The sequence below is a fragment of the Flindersiella endophytica genome (assembly GCF_054779015.1).
In genome coordinates, this window is the sequence record NZ_BAAGYY010000009.1 from 406,016 (window position 1) to 425,280 (window position 19,265).

Annotated in this window: 16 protein-coding genes; 8 read left to right on the forward strand and 8 right to left on the reverse strand. The window is 67.1% G+C overall.

Going from position 1 to position 19,265, the window contains the following annotated elements; genetic code table 11:
* From ACYVF6_RS07275 to gyrB, 3 genes are all read right to left on the reverse strand, one after another.
* Positions 1–438, reverse strand: a complete 438-nt coding sequence (locus ACYVF6_RS07275; protein ID WP_460517493.1) for a DUF3566 domain-containing protein — start codon at positions 436–438, stop codon at positions 1–3.
* Positions 439–749: 311 nt separating this feature from the next.
* Positions 750–4,037 carry a DNA gyrase subunit A gene (gene gyrA, locus ACYVF6_RS07280; RefSeq protein WP_460517496.1) on the reverse strand — a complete coding sequence of 1,096 codons (3,288 nt, stop codon included), beginning with the start codon at positions 4,035–4,037 and terminating at the stop codon, positions 750–752.
* Between the two features lie 54 nt (positions 4,038–4,091).
* Positions 4,092–6,128 (reverse strand): DNA topoisomerase subunit B, encoded by a 2,037-nt coding sequence (gene gyrB / locus ACYVF6_RS07285; RefSeq protein WP_460517499.1) that lies wholly within the window; start codon positions 6,126–6,128, stop codon positions 4,092–4,094.
* Positions 6,129–6,411: 283 nt separating this feature from the next.
* Between gyrB and ACYVF6_RS07290 the strand changes: the two genes are divergently transcribed.
* Positions 6,412–8,148, forward strand: coding sequence for a BCCT family transporter (locus tag ACYVF6_RS07290; protein ID WP_460517502.1), 1,737 nt, complete (start codon positions 6,412–6,414; stop codon positions 8,146–8,148).
* A 7-nt stretch (positions 8,149–8,155) separates the two neighbouring features.
* Here ACYVF6_RS07290 and ACYVF6_RS07295 read toward each other — a convergent pair whose 3' ends face one another.
* The 5 genes from ACYVF6_RS07295 to dnaA all read right to left on the reverse strand — a co-directional run bounded on the left by ACYVF6_RS07295 (position 8,156) and on the right by dnaA (position 14,138).
* On the reverse strand, positions 8,156–8,728 hold the full coding sequence (locus ACYVF6_RS07295; protein ID WP_460517504.1) for a DciA family protein: 573 nt from the start codon (positions 8,726–8,728) through the stop codon (positions 8,156–8,158).
* Positions 8,709–9,836, reverse strand: coding sequence for a DNA replication/repair protein RecF (recF, locus tag ACYVF6_RS07300; RefSeq protein WP_460517507.1), 1,128 nt, complete (start codon positions 9,834–9,836; stop codon positions 8,709–8,711). Before recF ends, ACYVF6_RS07295 begins: the two co-directional genes overlap by 20 nt.
* Before the next feature lie 48 nt (positions 9,837–9,884).
* Complete coding sequence (gene gnd / locus ACYVF6_RS07305; protein ID WP_460517510.1) at positions 9,885–10,793, reverse strand: NADP(+)-dependent, decarboxylating phosphogluconate dehydrogenase; 909 nt, start codon at positions 10,791–10,793, stop codon at positions 9,885–9,887.
* 33 nt (positions 10,794–10,826) lie between these two features.
* Complete coding sequence (gene dnaN, locus ACYVF6_RS07310; RefSeq protein ID WP_460517513.1) at positions 10,827–11,975, reverse strand: DNA polymerase III subunit beta; 1,149 nt, start codon at positions 11,973–11,975, stop codon at positions 10,827–10,829.
* A 531-nt stretch (positions 11,976–12,506) separates the two neighbouring features.
* Positions 12,507–14,138, reverse strand: coding sequence for a chromosomal replication initiator protein DnaA (gene dnaA, locus ACYVF6_RS07315; protein WP_460517516.1), 1,632 nt, complete (start codon positions 14,136–14,138; stop codon positions 12,507–12,509).
* A gap of 630 nt (positions 14,139–14,768) precedes the next feature.
* Here dnaA and rpmH point away from each other — a divergent pair.
* The 7 genes from rpmH (at position 14,769) to ACYVF6_RS07350 (ending at position 19,087) form a co-directional block, all read left to right on the forward strand.
* Positions 14,769–14,903: a large ribosomal subunit protein bL34 gene (rpmH, locus tag ACYVF6_RS07320; protein WP_460517519.1), complete on the forward strand. Its 135-nt coding sequence runs from the start codon at positions 14,769–14,771 to the stop codon at positions 14,901–14,903.
* A gap of 37 nt (positions 14,904–14,940) precedes the next feature.
* Positions 14,941–15,339, forward strand: a complete 399-nt coding sequence (rnpA, locus tag ACYVF6_RS07325) for a ribonuclease P protein component (RefSeq protein WP_460517522.1) — start codon at positions 14,941–14,943, stop codon at positions 15,337–15,339.
* Entirely contained in the window at positions 15,336–15,590 is a 255-nt protein-coding gene (yidD, locus tag ACYVF6_RS07330; protein ID WP_460517525.1) for a membrane protein insertion efficiency factor YidD, read from the forward strand. The genes rnpA and yidD overlap by 4 nt, the downstream gene beginning before the upstream one ends.
* A 3-nt stretch (positions 15,591–15,593) precedes the next feature.
* Positions 15,594–16,586 carry a membrane protein insertase YidC gene (yidC, locus tag ACYVF6_RS07335; protein WP_460517528.1) on the forward strand — a complete coding sequence of 331 codons (993 nt, stop codon included), beginning with the start codon at positions 15,594–15,596 and terminating at the stop codon, positions 16,584–16,586.
* A gap of 89 nt (positions 16,587–16,675) precedes the next feature.
* Positions 16,676–17,296: a Jag family protein gene (locus ACYVF6_RS07340; RefSeq protein WP_460517531.1), complete on the forward strand. Its 621-nt coding sequence runs from the start codon at positions 16,676–16,678 to the stop codon at positions 17,294–17,296.
* Entirely contained in the window at positions 17,244–17,951 is a 708-nt protein-coding gene (rsmG, locus tag ACYVF6_RS07345) for a 16S rRNA (guanine(527)-N(7))-methyltransferase RsmG (protein ID WP_460517534.1), read from the forward strand. Before ACYVF6_RS07340 ends, rsmG begins: the two co-directional genes overlap by 53 nt.
* Before the next feature lie 17 nt (positions 17,952–17,968).
* Positions 17,969–19,087: a ParA family protein gene (locus ACYVF6_RS07350; RefSeq protein ID WP_460517537.1), complete on the forward strand. Its 1,119-nt coding sequence runs from the start codon at positions 17,969–17,971 to the stop codon at positions 19,085–19,087.
* Positions 19,088–19,265 lie beyond the last annotated feature (178 nt).

Consider the following 19,265-nt stretch of genomic DNA (forward strand, 5'->3'; position numbering starts at 1 on the left):
CTACTCCTCTTCGGCGAGCGTCACTTCGACGCCGCCCAGCAGGCTGGCGGACAAGTTGTACAAGAACGCACCAAGTGTGGCGATCGCCGTGATCAGCACGACGTCGACGACGCAGATCAGCGCCGTCACCCCCAGGACCTTCTCGAGCCCGATGTACTGCTCCAGGCTGAACGCGTTCTGCGAAGCGCTCCCCAGCACATCGCGCACGGTGCTGTTGACCGAGTCGTAGACGCCGGCGGCCTCGAGCACCTTCCACACCACGGTGACCGACACCATCGTCACGATGGCGAACGCGATCGAGAGCAGGAACGCGGTCTTCATCACCGACCACGGGTCGAGCCGCACGGCACGCAGCCGGGCTCGCCGAACGCGGCTGCGTTCCTGCTGGTTGCGCCCCTGCTGACCCGGCGGCCGAAGCGGCGAACGGTTGCTGCTCATCGGCACCGGCGAGGCGAGGCGACGGTCCGGGCGCACACCGTCGAGCGCGAGCTGCTCGGTGCGCGCCTCGTCTCGACGCTGGCCCTGCCCCTGCTGACTCTGCCCCGGTCCCTGCAGTCTGGGATCGGTGCGTCCTTCACCGCGGCCCGGCTCCTCTCGGGTTCCGGGCCGCTGAAGGCCGCGGTCGCTCCTCCCCGAGTCTCCGCCTTGGGCCTGCCCGGCAGGCACCTGGTCAGGGCGCTGACGCGGGCTTGGGCCGTTGGACGGGACCGTCAGATTGGTCAGGCCCTCGTCTGGTCCGCCGCTCCGTGTCACGTGCTGTCCTCCTGGCTATCGGTCCGGTCTTGCTCGTCCGGACCCTCGCTGCTGACCTCGGTGGACTGGTCGTCCCCCTCCTCTGTGGACTGGTCGACCGCCACCTCGTCAGCGTTTTCCTCACCAGCATCGTGCTCTGCGTTACGCGCGATCGCAACGACCGAGTCACCTTGCTTCACGCCGGCGAAGATGACACCCATGGTGTCACGACCCTTGGCGGGGACGTCGGACACCGGGCTTCGAGTTACCTGTCCACTAGCCTTGACGCACAAGACCTCGTCTCCGTTGCCTACGACGATCGCTCCGACCAGTGAACCGCGACTGTCGGTGATCCGCATCGCCTTGATGCCCAGGCCACCCCTGCCTTGCTTCCGGTACTCCTCGACAACTGTCCGCTTGGCATACCCGCCGTCGGTGACCGTGAACACATACTGCTGCTCGTCCTCGTCGTGACGAATCACACCAAGTGCCAGCAACTCATCGTCATCACGGAAACGCATTCCGGTCACGCCGGACGTCGCGCGTCCCATCGGTCGCAACTGTCCGTCATCGGCCTGGAACCGGACCGCCATCGCCTTCTTCGACACCAGCAGCAGGTCGTCTTCGGGGCCGACCAGGCGGGCGCCGATCAGCTCGTCGTCGTCCTCGCGGAAGTTGAGCGCGATGATGCCGGCCGCGCGGTTGGAGTCGTACTCCGCGAGCGGCGTCTTCTTGATCAGGCCCTTCTTGGTGGCCAGGACGAGGTAGGGCGCCTGCTCGTAGTCGCTGATCGCCAGCACCTGTGCGATCTCCTCGTCGGGCTGGAACGAGAGCAGCCCTGCGACGTGCCCGCCCTTGGCGTCGCGGCCGGCCTCGGGCAGCTCGTACGCCTTCGCGCGGTAAACGCGGCCACGGTTGGTGAAGAACAGGATCCAGTGGTGGTTACGCGTGGGGAACAAGTGGTCCACCACGTCGTCGCCCCTGAGCTGGGCGCCGCGCACGCCCTTTCCGCCGCGGCGCTGGCTGCGGTAGAGACCGGACTGCGTGCGCTTGGCGTAGCCACCCATCGTGATCGTGACGACGACGTCCTCGTCGGGGATCAGGTCGGCCGCGGTGAGATCGCCGTCGGCCGGGATGATCTGGCTGCGCCGCTCGTCGCCGTACTTCTCGACGATCGTTCCGAGCTCGTCGGAGATGATCTGACGCTGCCGTTCGGGCGACGCCAGGATGTCGTTGAGGTCGGCGATCTGCGCCTCGAGCTCTTGCAGGTGGTCGAGGATCTTCTGCCGTTCCAACGCGGCCAGCCGGCGCAGCTGCATGTCGAGGATGTGCCTGGCCTGCAGCTCGTCGATGTCGAGCAGCGCGATCAACCCGTCGCGCGCCTCCTCGACGGTCTGTGAACGCCGGATCAGTGCGATGACCTCGTCGAGCGCGTCGAGCGCCTTGGCCAGGCCACGGTAGAGGTGGGCCTCTTCCTCGGCGCGCCGCAGGCGGTAGCGGGTACGCCTCTGGATCACTTCGATCTGGTGCTGGACCCAGTACGACACGAACTGGTCGAGCGTCAGCGTGCGCGGCACTCCGTCGACCAGCGCAAGCATGTTGCAGCCGAACGAGTCCTGCAGAGCGGTGTGCTTGTAGAGGTTGTTGAGCACAACCTTGGCGACCGCGTCGCGCTTCAGCACGATCACCAGCCGCTGGCCGGTACGCGACGAGGAGTCGTCGCGGATGTCGGCGATGCCGCCCATCTTGCCGCTGTTGACCAGCTCGGCGATCCGCCTGGCGAGGCTGTCGGGGTTGACCTGGTAGGGCAGCTCTGTGACCACCAGATAGGTGCGGCCCTTGTCTTCCTCGACCTCGACGACCGCCCGCATCGTGACCGAGCCACGTCCGGTGCGATAGGCCTCCTCGATACCGCGCCGCCCGACGATCAGGCCCGCGGTGGGGAAGTCGGGACCCTGGATTCGCTCCAGCAGCGCCTCGAGCAACTCTTCGCGGGTCGCGTTGGGGTTCTCCAGCGCCCACTGCACGCCGGCCGCGACCTCGCGCAGGTTGTGCGGCGGGATGTTGGTCGCCATGCCGACCGCGATACCGCCGGGGGAGCCGTTGACCAGCAGGTTGGGGAACCGCGCCGGCAGGACGACCGGCTCCTGGTCGCGACCGTCGTAGTTGGGCCGGAAGTCGACCGTGTCCTCGTTGATGTCGCGCAGCATCTCCATCGCCAGCGGCGCCATCCGGCACTCGGTGTTGTGGCTGACGAATCCGTTGGTGATGAACGCGTGGTCGTCGGAGTCGACCCGGAGGCTGTAGACCGGCTGCACGCCGGCGTCGGTGACGGAGGCGACCTCGGCGTACGCGAACCGTCCGTCGGTCAGCGGTTGTGCGATCGACGCGCCCTCGTCGGTGATCCGGGTGAGCACCTCGTCGGCGCCATGCTCCCACTGGCCGAGCCGGTCGACGAGCGTGCCGAGCAGCCAGGCGCGGTCGACGTCGCTGCGAGCGGCCTGCTCGCGGAGGTAGGTTCCGAGGAACGGCACGTAGTCGGGCAGCACCGGCGAGAACTCCTCGTCGGTCTGCGAGACGTACGGCGGCCGGAGGTTCTGCATCGCGACGTAGTCGCCGGGACGGATCTCCGACAGCAGCTTCCACAGCAGCGTCGGCACACCGCCGAGGTCGACCAGGCACAGCACGGGGTGGTTGTGCGTGCCGGTCAGCTCATGCCCGGAAGCCGTACGCAGCTTCAGCGTCGGGTGTGAGCCGGAGTGGAAGAACTTCGACGCGTGGACGGGTACGCCGTCCTTGCCCATCAGCTTCAGGTCGACGTCGTGGTCGGAGTTGGGCTCCGCGTCCGGCACCAGGTCGGCGATCCGGATCCCGCCGTTCTCGTACGTACGGACGCGGGTCTCGCCCACCACGCAGTACCGCATCGCGGCCTGCTTGTCGTCGCCGGACGAACCGAAGTTGCCCTGGCCATCGACCAGCGGGTAGCGCATCGCCCACGGCTGAGCCAGCCGCGCGAGCGTGTCGTAGACCGCGGTGTCGCCGTGCGGGTGGTAAGTACCGATGACATCGCCGACCACACGCGCGCACTTGAAGAAGCCGCGGTCGGGCCGGTAGCCGCCGTCGTACATGGCGTACAGGATGCGCTGGTGCACCGGCTTCAGGCCGTCGCGGACGTCGGGGAGGGCCCGGCCGACGATCACGCTCATGGCGTACTCGATGTAGTTGCGCTGCATCGAGGCCTGCAGGTCGATCGGCTCGATCCGCTCCGGCTGCGCGGGAGGCGGGATGTCGATGGTGTCAGTCACGTGCGATTTCCTTCATGACAAAAGCAGGTGGGGCTGCGAGGAGAGACATGAGTCCTAGATGTCGAGGAACCGGACGTCCTTGGCGTTGCGCTGGATGAACGACCGGCGCTGGTCGACGTCTTCGCCCATCAGGATGGAGAAGATCTCGTCGGCCTGAGCCGCGTCGTCCAGCGTGACCAACTGCAGGATGCGCTGGGTGGGATCCATCGTGGTGTCCCACAGCTCGTCGGGGTTCATCTCGCCGAGACCCTTGTAGCGCTGGATCCCGTTGTCCTTGGGCAGTCGCTTGCCCGACTCCTGCCCGGCGGCGATCATCGCGTCGCGTTCGGTGTCGGAGTAGACGAACTCGTGCTCGCTGTTGCTCCACTTGAGACGGTAGAGCGGTGGCTTGGCGATGTAGACGAAGCCCTTCTCCACAAGCGGCTTCATGAACCGGAAGAGGAGCGTCAGCAGCAGCGTGCAGATGTGCTTACCGTCGACGTCGGCGTCGGCCATGATGACGATCTTGTGGTACCGCAGCTTGTCGATGTCGAAGTCGTCGTGGATGCCTGTGCCGAGCGCCGAGATCAGCGCCTGCACTTCGGTGTTCTGGAAGACCTTGTCGATCCGGGCCTTCTCGACGTTGAGGATCTTGCCGCGGATCGGCAGGATCGCCTGTGTCCGTGGGTCGCGGCCCTGGCGTGCGGAGCCACCGGCCGAGTCACCCTCGACGATGAAGACCTCACACTCTTCGGGGTTGGTCGACTGGCAGTCGAGCAGCTTGCCCGGCAACGAGGTGCCGCCGAGCAGTCCCTTGCGTCGTGTGAGATCGCGAGCCTTACGCGCGGCGACGCGGGCCGTGGCGGCCGCGATGCCCTTGCGTACGATGTCCTTGCCCTCGGTGGGGTTCTTCTCGAACCACTCGGTCAGGCGTTCGTAGACAACCGACTGCACGAAGGTCTTGGCCTCGGTGTTGCCGAGCTTGGTCTTGGTCTGGCCCTCGAACTGCGGCTCGGTGAGCTTCACCGAAACGATCGCGGTGAGACCTTCCCGGACGTCGTCGCCGGTGAGCCGGTCTTCCTTCTTCTTGATCATTCCCCAGTCTTCGCCGAACCGGTTGACCAGGCTCGTGAGTGCGCTGCGGAAGCCCTCTTCGTGGGTGCCGCCCTCGTGGGTGTTGATCGCGTTGGCGAAGGTGTGGACGGACTCGGTGAAGGCGCCGCTCCACTGCATCGCGAGCTCGACGCTCATGCCGACATCGTCGTTCTCGGCCTCGAGCGATATCACCGAACGGTGGACCGCTTCCTTGCTGGCGTTGAGGTGCTCGACATAGTCGATCAGGCCGTTCTCGAAGTGGTAGACCACCTCGCGAGGCTCGCCGGTGTCCGTCATGTCGGTGCGCTCGTCCCGCAGCACGATGCGCAGGCCCTTGGTGAGGAACGCCATCTCGCGCAGCCGGGTGGCGATCCATTCGAACGAGAAGACGGTGGTCTCGAAGATCTCGTCGCTCGGCCAGAACGCGATCGAGGTGCCGGTGCGCTCGGTGGCCTCGTGCCGCTCGATCGGCGCGTCGGGGACACCCATGTGGTAGGTCTGGGTCCAGCGGTAGCCGTCGTTCCAGACCTCGAGCTCGAGCTTGGACGACAGCGCGTTGACCACAGAGCTGCCGACGCCGTGCAGGCCGCCGGAGACCTTGTAGCCGCCGCCGCCGAACTTGCCGCCGGCGTGCAGGACGGTCAGCACGACCTCGGCCGCGGACCTGCCTTCCTGGGGATGAATGCCGGTGGGAATGCCGCGACCGTCGTCGACCACGCGGCAGCCGCCGCCGGCCAGCAGCGTGACGTCGATCTGGTCACAGCGGCCGGCCATGGCTTCGTCCACAGCGTTGTCCACAATTTCCTGGACCAGGTGGTGGAGGCCGCGTTCGCCTGTGGATCCGATGTACATGCCCGGCCGCTTACGGACCGCGTCGAGCCCTTCCAGAACCGTGATCGCGCTGGCGTCATAGGTGGGCCCCTGCTCCGCCGCGGCGGTAGATTCGTGGTTGGCCCCGTTGGTTTCCGGCTCGTTGCCGGGAGCGACCCCGGTTCCCGACACATCGGCAGTCGTCACGTGTTGCTGACCTCTCGCTCGTGCTCGGACACGAAAAGACCGCCCACGGTGCACGCCGGGCGCCCGACGGAACGTGGCGCCCCCTGACGGCGGAGCGGCCTTCTCAACGGTTCCAGTGTACCCGATGGGGTGGCCCGATATCGGCGAGGCGCGGCTCTAGGGCGGTTCTCGCCGCCCTAACCCTCGATCTCGTACCCCTCCACAGGATGACCGTCTCGCGCCGCCTGCCGGGCCTTCTTTTGGCCTCAGGGTCTGAACCGCCCAGATGGGGTAAGGCGGACTCATGGGCGAAAATCCGAATAGTACGAACCCTGCTGAAGACGTAGTTGGTGGCACGGATCCTGCGGTCGCGCCTGGTTCCACGTCGAACGTCGACAAAGTGGTGTTCGGGGTCGCTGCCGGACTCACCGTCGTGTTCGTCCTCTGGGGTGTGCTGAGCCGGCAGTCGCTCGGCGACATCTCGGGCCGCATGCTGAGCTGGCTGGAGGCCAACGGTGGGTGGGCGTTCGTCCTCGCGGCAAGCGGTTTCGTGGTGTTCGCGCTGTGGCTGGCGTTCAGCCGGTACGGACGGATCCGGCTCGGCAAGGACGACGAGGAGCCGGAGTTTCGTACCATCTCCTGGGTCGCGATGATGTTCAGCGCCGGTATGGGGATCGGGCTGATGTTCTTCGGCGTGGTCGAGCCCCTCGCGCACTTCACCGAACCCCCTCCAGGCACCGCCGGGGCAGGTACGAACGCCGCCCTCGACGTGTCGATGGCGACCACCTTGTTCCACTGGACGCTGCATCCGTGGGCGATGTACGCGGTCGTGGGACTGGCGATCGCGTACGGCACGTTCCGGCGCGGTCGTTCGCAGCTGATCAGCTCGGTGTTCACGCCGCTGATCGGCAAGCGCCGGACGGAAAGCGCTGCGGGCAAGGCGATCGACGTGATGGCGATCTTCGCGACGTTGTTCGGATCGGCCGCTTCGCTCGGCCTCGGTGCCCTGCAGATCGGACGCGGGATCTCGGCCGTCGGCTGGATGGACGAGGCCGGCACCGGCTTGCTGGTCGCTGTGATCGCCGTGCTGACGTGTGCGTTCGTGCTGTCGGCGATCTCGGGTGTGGCCAAGGGAATTCAGTGGCTCTCGAACACCAACATGGTGCTCGCCGTGGTGCTGGCGGCTTTCGTGTTCGTAGTCGGTCCGACCGTGTTCATCCTGAACCTGATCCCCACCGCGATCGGTGACTACGTCGCCGACTTCGCGTCGATGGCCGCCCGTACGTCTGCCAGCGGAGGTGAGGCGATGGCCGGCTGGCTGTCGACGTGGACGGTCTTCTACTGGGCGTGGTGGATCTCCTGGACACCGTTCGTCGGCATGTTCATCGCGCGGATCAGCCGCGGGCGGACGATCCGGGAGTTCGTCGTCGGCGTCATGCTCGTGCCGAGCGCGGTGAGCCTGCTGTGGTTCGCGATCTTCGGTGGATCGGCGATCGACCAGCAGCGTTCCGGTGTGGATCTGGCCGGCGCGTCGACACAGGAGGAGCAGCTGTTCGGGCTGCTCGACCAGTTCCCGCTCGCGCTCGTCACGTCGATCATCGTGATGGTGCTGGTGGCGATCTTCTTCGTGTCGGGCGCCGACGCCGCGTCGGTCGTGATGGGAACGATGTCGCAGCGCGGCACTATCCATCCGGCCAACACCGTTGTGGCGTTCTGGGGCGTGCTGACCGGCGCGGTCGCACTGATCATGCTGCTCGTGGGTGCCGGGGGAGGGAGCGCGCTGGAAGGCCTGCAGAACTTGACGATTCTGGTGGCGGCGCCGTTCGGCATCGTCATGATCGGCATGTGCGTGTCGCTGGCGAAGGACTTGCGCAACGATCCGCTGATGCGGCGTGAGGACAAGAGCACCGAAGTCGTCGAAGAGGCGGTGAAGCGCGGAGACCGCCGGTACGACGGCGACTTCCGGCTCGAGGTCCGCCCGACGAGCGTGCCTGGCCAACGTAGTGAACAGGAACAGCCGTCGGACGCCGGGCGAAGGTGACCGCGGCTCAGCCGTAGGTGTCGCGAGGGCCCCGGCCGTCGCGTACGGACCGCGGGCCCTTGCGCCAGCTCGGCGCCGTGGGCCCCAGCACGTTGACCTTCTTCACGGTGCCGTCGCCGAGCTCCTCGTTCAGGCGCTTCACCAACGTCGCCGCCAGCAGGCGCACCTGCGTCGCCCACGCGGTCGAGTCGGCTCGGACGGTCAGCTCGGCGTCGGCGAATCGCTCGGCCTTGCAGTGCGCGGCGACGTCGGCCCCGACGATGTGGTCCCAGCGCGCGATCGCGCCCGCGACCGCGACGTCGGTCGTCCAGCCACGCTCGGAGACGAGCCGCTCCAGCGTCGCGTCGAGCAGCTGTGGATCCCGGTCGTCTGGACGGGCACCGGAGGACTTCGCCGGCTCACCGGACTTCGACCGGAACGACCGGCCGCGGCCCTTCCGGAAGCCGAAGCGGTGCGCGTTGGTTCCAGCCGCGGCCGCGACCGATCTCGCCACCGCCCGGGCCAGCTCCAGCCCGGTCGGCTGCCAGCCCTCGGCATCGTTCCCGGGCTGTTCTCGCTCGTCAGGAGGCTCCGTCGACAAGGCACACCTCCCCTTGTTTCACGGCAAACCGAATACCGGTGAGCTCCTCGGGCACGTCGCCGTCGACGGCGGCCGTGACCAGGACCTGCTCGGCCCGCGCCACCAGCCCGGCCAGCCGGCTCCGCCGTCCGGAGTCGAGCTCGGCGAACACGTCGTCGAGGATCAGCACGGGTTCGCCGCCGTCCTCGCACATCAGGTCGTACGACCCGAGCCGCAACGAGAGCGCCAGCGACCAGGACTCGCCGTGGCTGGCGTATCCCTTGGCCGGAAGGCCGTTCAGGCCGATGACCAGGTCGTCGCGGTGGGGGCCGACCAGCGAGACACCGCGGCGTAACTCCTCTTCGCGTTTCTCGGCGAGCGCGTCGGTCAGCGCGGCGCCGAGCTCGGCAGGCGAGACCGAGTCGCCAAGCGGGGTTGAGGATTTGTAGTCGACCGTGACGTCGGCGTCGCCGGCTGCGACCTGCACGTAAGCCTTCTGCATCGGCGGTCGCAGCTGGTCGATCAGCGAGAGTCTGGCCGCGAGCAGCTGTCCCCCGAGCTGGGCGAGATGGGTGTCCCAGGCTTCCAGTGCTGCCAGCGACCCGCCGGCCCGGGTCGCCTGTCCGGCGGTCTTCAGCAACGTGTTGCGCTGCTTCAGCACCCGGTCGTAGTCGGCGCGGACGCCCGCGAACCGGGGCGTCCGGACCACCAGGAGGTCGTCGAGGAATCGCCGCCGCGTGTCGGGATCGCCCTTGACCAGGGCCAGGTCCTCGGGCGCGAACAGAACCGTGCGCAACACTCCGAGTACGTCCCGCGGCCGGGTTACCGGAGCGCGGTTCAGCCTTGCCCGGTTGGACTTTCCGGGGTTGATCTCCAGCTCGATCAGCGCGTGCCGGCCCTCGTGGACGATGTCGCCGCGGATGATCGCGCGTTCGGCGTCGGTACGGATCAGGGGAGCGTCGTAGGGCACTCGGTGTGAGCTGTGGCTGGCGAGATAGCCGATCGCCTCGACGAGGTTGGTCTTGCCCTGGCCGTTGCGGCCGACGAAAACCGTGATGCCGGGACCCAGCTCGAGCTCGACCGCGGGATAGCTGCGGTAGTCGATGAGCGACAAGTGGGCGACATGCACGAGTCGACGTTACCGGTTCGGGACGGGGGACGACAGCGGAAGCTGCGGCTACGGTGCTTCCGTGTCGGGCCGTGCGGACGTCGAGTCGGGATGCGTCGCGTGCCCGCCGAACTGGTTGCGCATCGCCGCGATCGCCTTCATCGCCGGCGAGTCTTCCTGCCGCGAGGCGAACCGGGAGAACAGCGCGGCGGCGATCGCGTTCATCGGCACGGCGTTGTCGATCGCGGCCTCGACCGTCCAGCGGCCCTCGCCGGAGTCGTCGGCATAGCCTCGGATCTTGGCGAGGTCCTGGTCTTCCTCCAGCGCCCGGACCAGCAGGTCGAGCAGCCAGGAACGGATGACCGTGCCCTCCCGCCAGGAGCGGAACACGTCGGGAACGTTGTCAACGATGTCGGTCGCCTCGAGCAGTTCGTAGCCCTCGGCGTAGGCCTGCATCAGGCCGTACTCGATGCCGTTGTGGACCATCTTGGCGAAGTGGCCGGCGCCGACCTGGCCCGCGTGGACGAAGCCGAACTCGCCCTCGGGCTTCAACGCGTCGAACGCCGGCTGCACCTTCACGACGTCTTCGGCGTTGCCGCCGCACATCAGGGCGTAGCCGTTGGTGCGGCCCCAGACGCCGCCGGACACACCGCAGTCGACGAAGCCGATACCCTGCTTGGCCAGGCGTTCCGCGTGCATCCGGTCGTCGGTCCAGCGGGAGTTGCCACCGTCGACGACCACGTCGCCTTCCGACAGCAGGTCTTCGAGCTCGTCGATCACCTTGTGGGTGATCTCGCCGGCCGGAACCATCACCCAGACCACCCGTGGAGTGGGCAGCTGCTCGACCAGCGCGGTCAGCGTGTCGACGTCGGCGATGTCGGGGTTGGTGTCGTAACCGACGACTGTGTGGCCCTTCTCACGCAGGCGATCCCGCATGTTGCCACCCATTTTGCCGAGGCCGACGAGCCCGATGTCCATGCTGAGGTCTTCCCTTTGACGCGGATCGCGGAACTAGCTCTGCAAGCGTACGGGCATCAGCAGGTAGCGGTAGTCGGGGTTGGGCTCGGCGTCGGCCGCTGCGACCGCCGTGAGCACGGCCGGCTTACCGGCCTGAGTGAAAGCGAACTGAACCCACGGTGCGTCGACCACGCCGAGCCCGTCGAGGAGGTAGTGCGGGTTGAAGCCGGTGGTGATCGCTTCGCCTTCGATGTGAGCCTCGAGCGACTCCGACGCCTGCGCCTCGTCGCTGCTGCCGGCGTCAAGCGTGGCTTGGCCGTCCTCGAACGTCAGGCGTACCGGCGTGTTGCGTTCGGCGACCAGCGCGACGCGCTTCAGCGACTCGACCAGCGGGGCGGTCTCGACGCGGGCGAACGTCTGCTGCTCGGCGGGGAACAGCGTGCGGTACTTCGGAAACTCGCCGTCGAGCAACCGGGTCGTCGTGCGGCGCTGAGTGCCGCCACTCGAGCCGGAGAAACCGATCATGCCTTCGCCCGAACCGGATCCCGGCGCCGAGAGAGCGATTGTGACGTCGGACCCGCCGGCGAGTGACTTGGCGGTGTCGAGCAGGACGCGGGCCGGCACCAGCGCGGTCGCGTTGTGGTCGGGACGCTCGGGCGACCAGGTGAACTCCCGGACGGCCAGGCGGTAGCGGTCGGTCGCGGCGAGCGTGACGGCCGTGCCGTCGATCTCGATCCGGACGCCGGTCAGCACCGGCAGCATGTCGTCGCGGCCGGCGGCGATCGCCACCTGCGACACGGCGTTGGCGAACGCGTCGCCCTTGACCGTTCCGGAGGCCGCGGGCATGTCGGGCAGCGAGGGGTAGTCCTCGAGCGGGAGCGTCTGCAGCGTGAACCGGGAGCTGCGGCAGGTGAGCACCACCCGGCCGGCCTCCGCGGACAGGTCGACTGGCTGGGCGGGGAGGCTCCGGCAGATGTCGGAGAGCAGGCGGCCGAGGACCAGCGCCGAGCCTTCCTCCGCGATCTCCGCGGGGACGGTCACTCGGGCGGAGGTCTCGTAGTCGAAGCCGGACAGCACGAGCTCGCCGTCGCCGGCGTGCATCAGCAGACCGGACAGGACCGGCAGCGACGGCCTGGTCGGAAGGCTACGGGCAACCCAGGCCACGGCGTCGGCAAGCACATCACGGTCTACACGGAACTTCACCGCAGCTCACCCCCTTGAAGGGTTGTAGAGACAAGCAAGTCAGGAGAGCACGACCGTACACCGACCTGCCGGTCGTCCCGGTCATCGGGCCAGAGCGAAGCAGATGTCCACAGATGGGCGCCGGAGTGGATTGCAGGCGATGTGTGATCCATGTAGTTCCCAGTCTTCGTTATAGCTTGTGTGGACACTGTGGACAGGTCACCGTCTGCGCAGGTCGGCACCGCTTTTGTTATCCACGTGGGGTGTGGGTGGAGCTGGGGATGTGCACAGGTGCCCGTGGACGGCCGAGAGCTCGTACACAGCCATCCACAGGTCGTCCAAAGCTCGTCCCCGTTTCTTCCACAGCGTTGTCCCCAGCTGTGTGAACCTCGCTGTGCCTTTCCGGGGACGACCCCGGACCCCGAAAACGCAGATGGGTCAGCCTGAAAGTCGGTTCTGAACGACCCTCGGTTACGGCAGCGGCGGCCGCGAGCGGCAGCCTCGTACGGCCCGGGCGCCGTTGGCACCGAGGCGAAGGAGGGGTGGGCCGGCTTACGGCTGCGAGCGGGCCTGCTGCTTGATCCGGTTGGTCAGCTCGGTGACCTGGTTGTAGACGCTGCGACGCTCGGCCATCAGCTGCCGGATCTTGCGGTCCGCGTGCATGACGGTGGTGTGGTCGCGGCCGCCGAACTGCTGTCCGATCTTGGGTAAAGAGAGGTCGGTGAGCTCACGGCAGAGGTACATCGCGATCTGCCGGGCCGTCACCAGCACCCGGCTGCGACTCGAGCCGCACAGGTCGTCCATCGACAGCCCGAAGTAGGCCGCCGTCTGAGCCATGATCTGCCCGGCGGTGATCTCCGGCTCGGAGCCGGTGGGGATCAGGTCCTTCAGCACGATCTCGGCGAGCGCGAGGTCGACCGGCTGACGGTTCAGGCTCGCGAACGCCGTGACCCGGATCAGCGCGCCCTCGAGCTCGCGGATGTTGGTCTGGATCTTGCTGGCGATGAACTCCAGCACCTCCGGCGGCGCGCTGAGGCGTTCCTGAGCGGCCTTCTTCCGCAGGATCGCGATCCGCGTCTCCAGATCGGGCGGCTGGATGTCGGTGATCAGACCCCACTCGAACCGGTTGCGGAGCCGGTCTTCCAGCGTCTCCAGGCGCTTCGGCGGCCGGTCGGACGAGATCACGATCTGTTTGTTGGCGTTGTGGAGGGCGTTGAACGTGTGGAAGAACTCCTCCTGAGTTCGTTCCTTGCTTTCCAGGAACTGGATGTCGTCGACCAGGAGCACGTCGACGTCGCGATATCGGCGCTGGAACGTCGGCGCCTTGTCGTCGCGGATGGAGTTGATGAAGTCGTTGGTGAACTCTTCGCTGGAGACGTAGCGGATCCGGGCGCCGGCGTAGAGGTTGCGTACGTAGTGGCCGATCGCGTGCAGCAGGTGGGTCTTCCCCAGCCCGGACTCGCCGTAGATCAGCAGCGGGTTGTAGGCCTTGCCGGGCGCCTCTGACACCGCGACGGCCGCGGCGTGCGCGAACCGGTTGGACGACCCGATCACGAACGTGTCGAAGGTGTACTTCGGGTTGAGCCGCGGTGGCTCGGTCTCGCGCTTGCGCGCTTCCACAGCCGAGGCCGGCGCGAGCGTGAAGACGTCCTGCCCGTTGCCGCCGGGCTGCTGGTGCTGCGGGATCGAGTGGCTCGGCGAGCCGATGGGCGTGCCGATCGGAGACATCTGCGACGGCTCGCCTGTGTCGTAGCCGCGGTGGTGGTCGGGCGTCCGGCTGTCGTCGCGGCCCTCACGCACGTCGCGGATGTCGTCGACGGGCGAGGTCATCTCGTGCCCCCGGCCCGTCTCGGACAGCCCGGAGTGATAGTCGGAGGACCCGTCGTACGAAGGAGTGTCGACGTCGGGCCGCTCGTCGAGCGAGAGCGACGGGTCGACGGTGACGGCCAGGCGGATCGGCTGGCCGAGCTCCGCGGTCAGGGCCTTCTCCAGCCGCGGCCGCAGCTTCGCCTCGAACTGGGTGCGGGTGAAGTCGTCGCGAACGGCGACGATCGCTGTGGTTCCGTGCAACGTGACCGGGCGACTTTGAGCGAGCCACGTGCGATGCGTGACGGAAAGCTCCTGATCCAGATCCGCACGGATCCGCGACCAGATGGCGGCCAGTGCACTGGATTCAGTGGCCACGCGATCTACACCCCTCTCATCAGCCTGCCCGTAGGCGCGTAGGAAACCCTCGTGATCGACAGATTCCACAGATCTTTCCACAACCTGTGTACATCCATCGCCGACCTCCGTCGAGGAAGGCCTGGAAGGCGCTTGGCCAGGCGTGTTGCAGCCGCCTGACTCCCCGTGACCCGTCTTGGCGAAAGGTCAGATGTAGTCGGATACGTGACGAACCATCGCTGATGTCCGAATCGCGCATCCAACCATGGCACTACCGTAGCGGTACGCCGAGAAGTTCGGGCCGGTACCGGCGTGTCCCGTCGACATTCAGGCGCAGAGGTTGCAATCTGGAGTGTTCCGCGTCGCGACTGCTGGTCTACAGTGGGGACGCGATGACGGTGTGGACTGAGCTTCCTGGCCTACTCGCGGGCTCGATCGGAGCGTTCGGACTCGGCCTGTAGAGTTGTCGAGGGGCGGTTTGACCACGTGCCAGGCTGCCCCGTACCGTATGTCGGTCGTTTTCCTCGGCGATTGCCGTATGCCCACGCACCATCCGCACCAGGGCCAGGCGCGGGTGCACGGTGTTGCCGAGCGTCTCGACACCGCAGACATGACCAGAGCAAGACCAAGGACTGACCAGGAGACCCTCGCATGAAGCGCACGTTCCAGCCCAACAACCGTCGCCGGCACAAGACGCACGGCTTCCGGTTGCGCATGCGCACGCGTGCGGGCAGGTCCATTCTCGCCGCGCGGCGTCGTAAAGGGCGTCACGAGCTCGCTGTCTAGCCGCTGAGCTCCCGGTTGGATTTGGAGTCTCGGCGACATGGTGCCGGCCAGCCATCGGATGCGTCGCTCGCAGGATTTCGCGACGGCGGTCCGGCGCGGCCGGCGCTCTGGTAGTAAGACCGTTGTCGCCCACCTCGTGGTGGTTGGTGACGATTCGCCGGTCCGGGTCGGGTTTGTCGTCAACAAGGCAGTCGGAGGAGCGGTGACGAGAAACGTCGTACGTCGCCGGCTCCGGCACCTGATCCGGGACCGGCTCCAGCAGTTGTCCGAGCGCCTCTCCGGCGGCGGGCTGCTGGTGATTCGCGCGCTGCCGGCGTCGGCCGGCGTTCCCAGCAGTGCACTGGCAGCCGACCTCGACTCCGTACTCGAGTCGGTGTCGCGTTCCGTGCTGCGATCCACGCCCCCAGGAGACCGGAAGGTCGCGGTTTCATCATGAGGGCGGTCTTGATTTTCCTGCTCAAGGGCTACCGGATGGTTATCAGCCCGCTGTACGGCCAGGTCTGTCGCTTCTATCCCTCCTGCTCCGAATACGCTTTGCGAGCGGTTGAGGTCCATGGAGCGGCCCGCGGAAGCTGGCTGGCCGTGCGCCGGCTGGCTCGGTGTCACCCCTGGACGGCCGGCGGCGTCGATCACGTGCCCCCGGCCCGTCCTCGAGCATCCACCCCTGCGTCCACACGAGGTGCCTGAAGCGTGCTGATCGTCAGCCAACAACAACAGTCTTCGCAGAGCTGGTACGACACTCTGCTGTCGCCGCTCTATGACGTGGTCTCGTGGATCATCCGCGGGTTCTACGAGGTCATCTCACCGGTCCTCGGCAAGGACTCGGGCTGGACCTGGGCACTGTCGATCGTCGGTCTGGTCGTCGTTATCCGGATCCTGTTGATCCCGCTGTTCGTGCGGCAGATCCGGGCCAGCCGGAACATGATGCTGCTGCAGCCGAAGATCAAGGAGCTGCAGAAGAAGTACGGCCACGATCGTCAGAAGATGGGCGAGGAGACGATGAAGCTGTACAAGGAGTCGGGCACCAACCCGTTCTCCTCGTGCATGCCGATCCTCCTACAGTCGCCGATCTTCATCTCGCTGTTCCGTGTGCTCGACGGCGCCGCGCTCGGGCACGTCCGCGGCCGCGGGCTCAACCAGCAGCTGGTCGACTCGCTGCAGAACGCAACGATCTTCGGAGCCAAGATCTCCGACAAGTTCATCGGTGCCGACACGCTCAACGTGCAGGTCATCACGGTGATCCTGATCCTGTTGATGACAGCGACGACATTCACCACACAGCGCCAGCTGATGCGCAAGAACATGCCTTCGACGGCGATGACCGGGCAGTACGCCCAACAACAGAAGATCTTGCTCTACGTCCTGCCGCTCGTGTTCGCGGTCGGTGGTGTGAACTTCCCGATCGGTGTGCTCATCTACTGGTTCACCACCAACCTGTGGACGATGGGTCAGCAGTTCTGGGTGATCCGGCGCAACCCGGCGCCGGGCACACCCGCATACGAGGCTTGGGAGAAGCGCAAGGCCGAGAAGGCCAAGCGCAAGGATGGCGGCGTGTCGGTGTCCACCGCCAACGGCGCGTCGGGTGCTGTGAATGGGGCAGAGACCACGCAGGAGGCCGAGAAGCCTGCCGTGAAGCGCGTACAGCCGCAGCGGCTGCCGCGCAGCAAGCGGAAGGGCCGCTAGGCACACCTGCACCAACAATCGAGCGGCTGCGTGCATGACCGGGTGCTCGGCACCCGCCCGTGCCAAGGCCGATTACGAAGGAGTACGCCGTGAGCGACGTTCGCGAGGAGACCGCGTCCGTGGCAGATGAGGAGTCGCGTCCAGAGCTGGATGCCGAAGTCGATGCCAACGACGGTGCCGACGAGCCCTCCACCGAATCGGACACCGACTCGGATCAGGGTGAGGCGGAGAGCGCGCTGACCGGTGCCGACCTGATCGCTCACCTGGAGCACGAGGGCGACATCGCTGCCGACTACCTCGAAGAGCTGCTCGACATCGCCGACCTGGATGGCGACATCGACCTCGATGTCGAGGGTGATCGGGCCGCGGTCGCCGTCGTTGGTGGCGGGCTCTCGCATCTGGCCGGTTCCGACGGTTCGGTGCTCGAGGCGCTGCAGGAGCTGACCCGGCTGGCGGTCTACCGCGAGACCGGGCGGCGCAGCCGCCTGATGCTTGACATCGCCGGCTTCCGGGCCGGCCGCCGGCGCGATCTGACCACGCTGGCCGAGCAGGTCGTGGAAGAAGTGCGGTCGACAGGCGAGTCGGTTCGGCTCGACCCGATGACGCCGTTCGAGCGGAAGATCGTCCACGACACGGTGGCCGCGAAGGGACTGATCAGTGAGTCGGAGGGCGAAGAGCCTGAGCGCCGGGTGGTCGTCCGCCCTGCCTGACGCGGAAACCTCCGGCGAGCCGTTGCCGGCGGCTCCGGCCGCGGCGTCGACTGTCTTCGGCGAGCGGCTCGAGGCGGTTGTCACCTACGGCCGTTCCCTTGCCGGCGACGGCGTCCTGCGCGGACTGATCGGACCCGGCGAGGTCCCGCGGCTGTGGGATCGCCATCTGCTCAACTGTGGCGTCCTGGCTCCGGTGTTCGCATCAGGCGAGACGGTCTGCGACGTCGGCACCGGAGCGGGACTGCCCGGAGTCGTGCTCGCGATCGCACGGCCGGACATCGAAGTCGAACTGGTCGAGCCGCTCTTGCGGCGGACCACCTATCTGGAGAGCGTCGTCGCCGAGCTCGGCTTGACCAACGTGTCGGTGGTGCGGGCCAGGGCGGAGGAGCACACCGGCTCCTACCACTGGGTGACCGCCCGCGCGGTCGCGCCGATGGATCGGCTGGCGAAATTGACCTTGCCGCTGCTGCGGCCGGGCGGGTCGCTACTGGCTTTCAAGGGCGCCAGGGCCGAAGCTGAGCTTGCGGCAGCAGAACCGTCCTTACGACGGCTCGGTGCGAGAGACTGGCGCGTCGAACGGTATGGCGTCGAGATCCTCGAGACGCCGACGACTGTCGTACGGGTGACAGCGGATGGAAATCCATCCGTCGAGTGACAGCTATGAGGTGTGAGATGGGAACAACGGGACTGGGTTGGCCGGAGACGAAAGACCCCGGCGCTCGTGGAAGCATCGCTGACGTCAGTCGGCGAAGCGGTCTCGGTTGGCCGGATGACACCGGAGCCGACGTCGTTGAGGAGGATGCTCCCGCCAGCGGCGAGGCGGCACCGGCGACCGGTCGGCAGGACGATCTCGTCCACTCGACGGACGCGGCAGAGTCCGGCCAGGCGCCGATCGCCGAGGACGTTCCACGTGAAACCGAGCCGGTACCACCGCCGTTGGAGGCGGAGGTCGAGGACGACAGCGATGTGGTGTTCGACCAGGTGCCTCGGCCGGTACGGACCCGGACCCTGGTCGTAGCCAACCAGAAGGGTGGCGTCGGCAAGACCACCACGGCGGTCAATCTCGCAGCGGCGCTCGCCGGGTCGGGGTGCCGAGTGCTCGTCGTCGACTTGGACCCTCAGGGCAACGCGTCGACGGCGTTCAACATCGAACACCACGACGAGGTGCCGAGCGTCTACGAGTCGCTGATCGACACCCAGCCGCTGGGCGATGTCGTTCACACGGTCCGCCGCTTCCCGTCGCTCTTCGCGGTGCCGGCGACCATCGACCTGTCCGGCGCGGAGCTCGAGCTCGTCTCCGTCATCGCGCGCGAGTCGCGACTGAAGAAGGCACTGGAGATCCACTGCGGCGAGCAGGAGGCCGCCGGCCAGCGCTACGACTATGTCCTGATCGACTGCCCGCCGTCGCTCGGCCTGCTGACCATCAACGCGTTGGTCGCCGGCGACGAGGTCCTGGTGCCGATCCAGTGCGAGTACTACGCACTCGAAGGTGTCGGCGCGCTGTGGCGGACGATCGAACGGGTGCGCACTCAGCTCAACCCCCAGCTGCAGATCTCCACCGTGCTGCTCACGATGTACGACGCCCGCACACGGCTGTCGGCTCAGGTCGCCGACGAAGTGCGGTCCAACCTCGGTGACGCGGTGCTCGACACGGTCATCCCACGGTCGGTGCGGATCTCGGAGGCTCCGAGCTTCCAGCAGACCGTTCTCACCTGGGACCCGAACTCGCCCGGTGCACTGTCCTACCTCAACGCCGCCCGCGAGATCGCCGGGCGCTACGAGCCTCTCTGAGCTTCCCGGACTTCCGGCCGGCTGATCGTTGTCAGTGGCCCTACCGGTGGACGATCTCACGCCTCAGCCTTGAGGGGGCGACCCAGGCGGTCCGCATGTCCGTTCGGACGCATACCCTAGGACCCAACCTGCTTTCCGCACTTCACTGCTCGGTGTGCTGCACGTGCCGAATCTGCCG

Bases quoted from the DNA above. Each gene is read 5' to 3' on its own strand.
- ACYVF6_RS07275 (WP_460517493.1), bottom strand. From the start codon at position 438: ATGAGCAGCAACCGTTCGCCGCTTCGGCCGCCGGGTCAGCAGGGGCGC.
- gnd (WP_460517510.1), bottom strand. From the start codon at position 10,793: ATGGACATCGGGCTCGTCGGCCTCGGCAAAATGGGTGGCAACATGCGG.
- yidD (WP_460517525.1), top strand. From the start codon at position 15,336: ATGAGGGCGGTCTTGATTTTCCTGCTCAAGGGCTACCGGATGGTTATC.
- rnpA (WP_460517522.1), top strand. From the start codon at position 14,941: ATGGTGCCGGCCAGCCATCGGATGCGTCGCTCGCAGGATTTCGCGACG.
- rpmH (WP_460517519.1), top strand. From the start codon at position 14,769: ATGAAGCGCACGTTCCAGCCCAACAACCGTCGCCGGCACAAGACGCAC.
- ACYVF6_RS07350 (WP_460517537.1), top strand. From the start codon at position 17,969: ATGGGAACAACGGGACTGGGTTGGCCGGAGACGAAAGACCCCGGCGCT.
- ACYVF6_RS07290 (WP_460517502.1), top strand. From the start codon at position 6,412: ATGGGCGAAAATCCGAATAGTACGAACCCTGCTGAAGACGTAGTTGGT.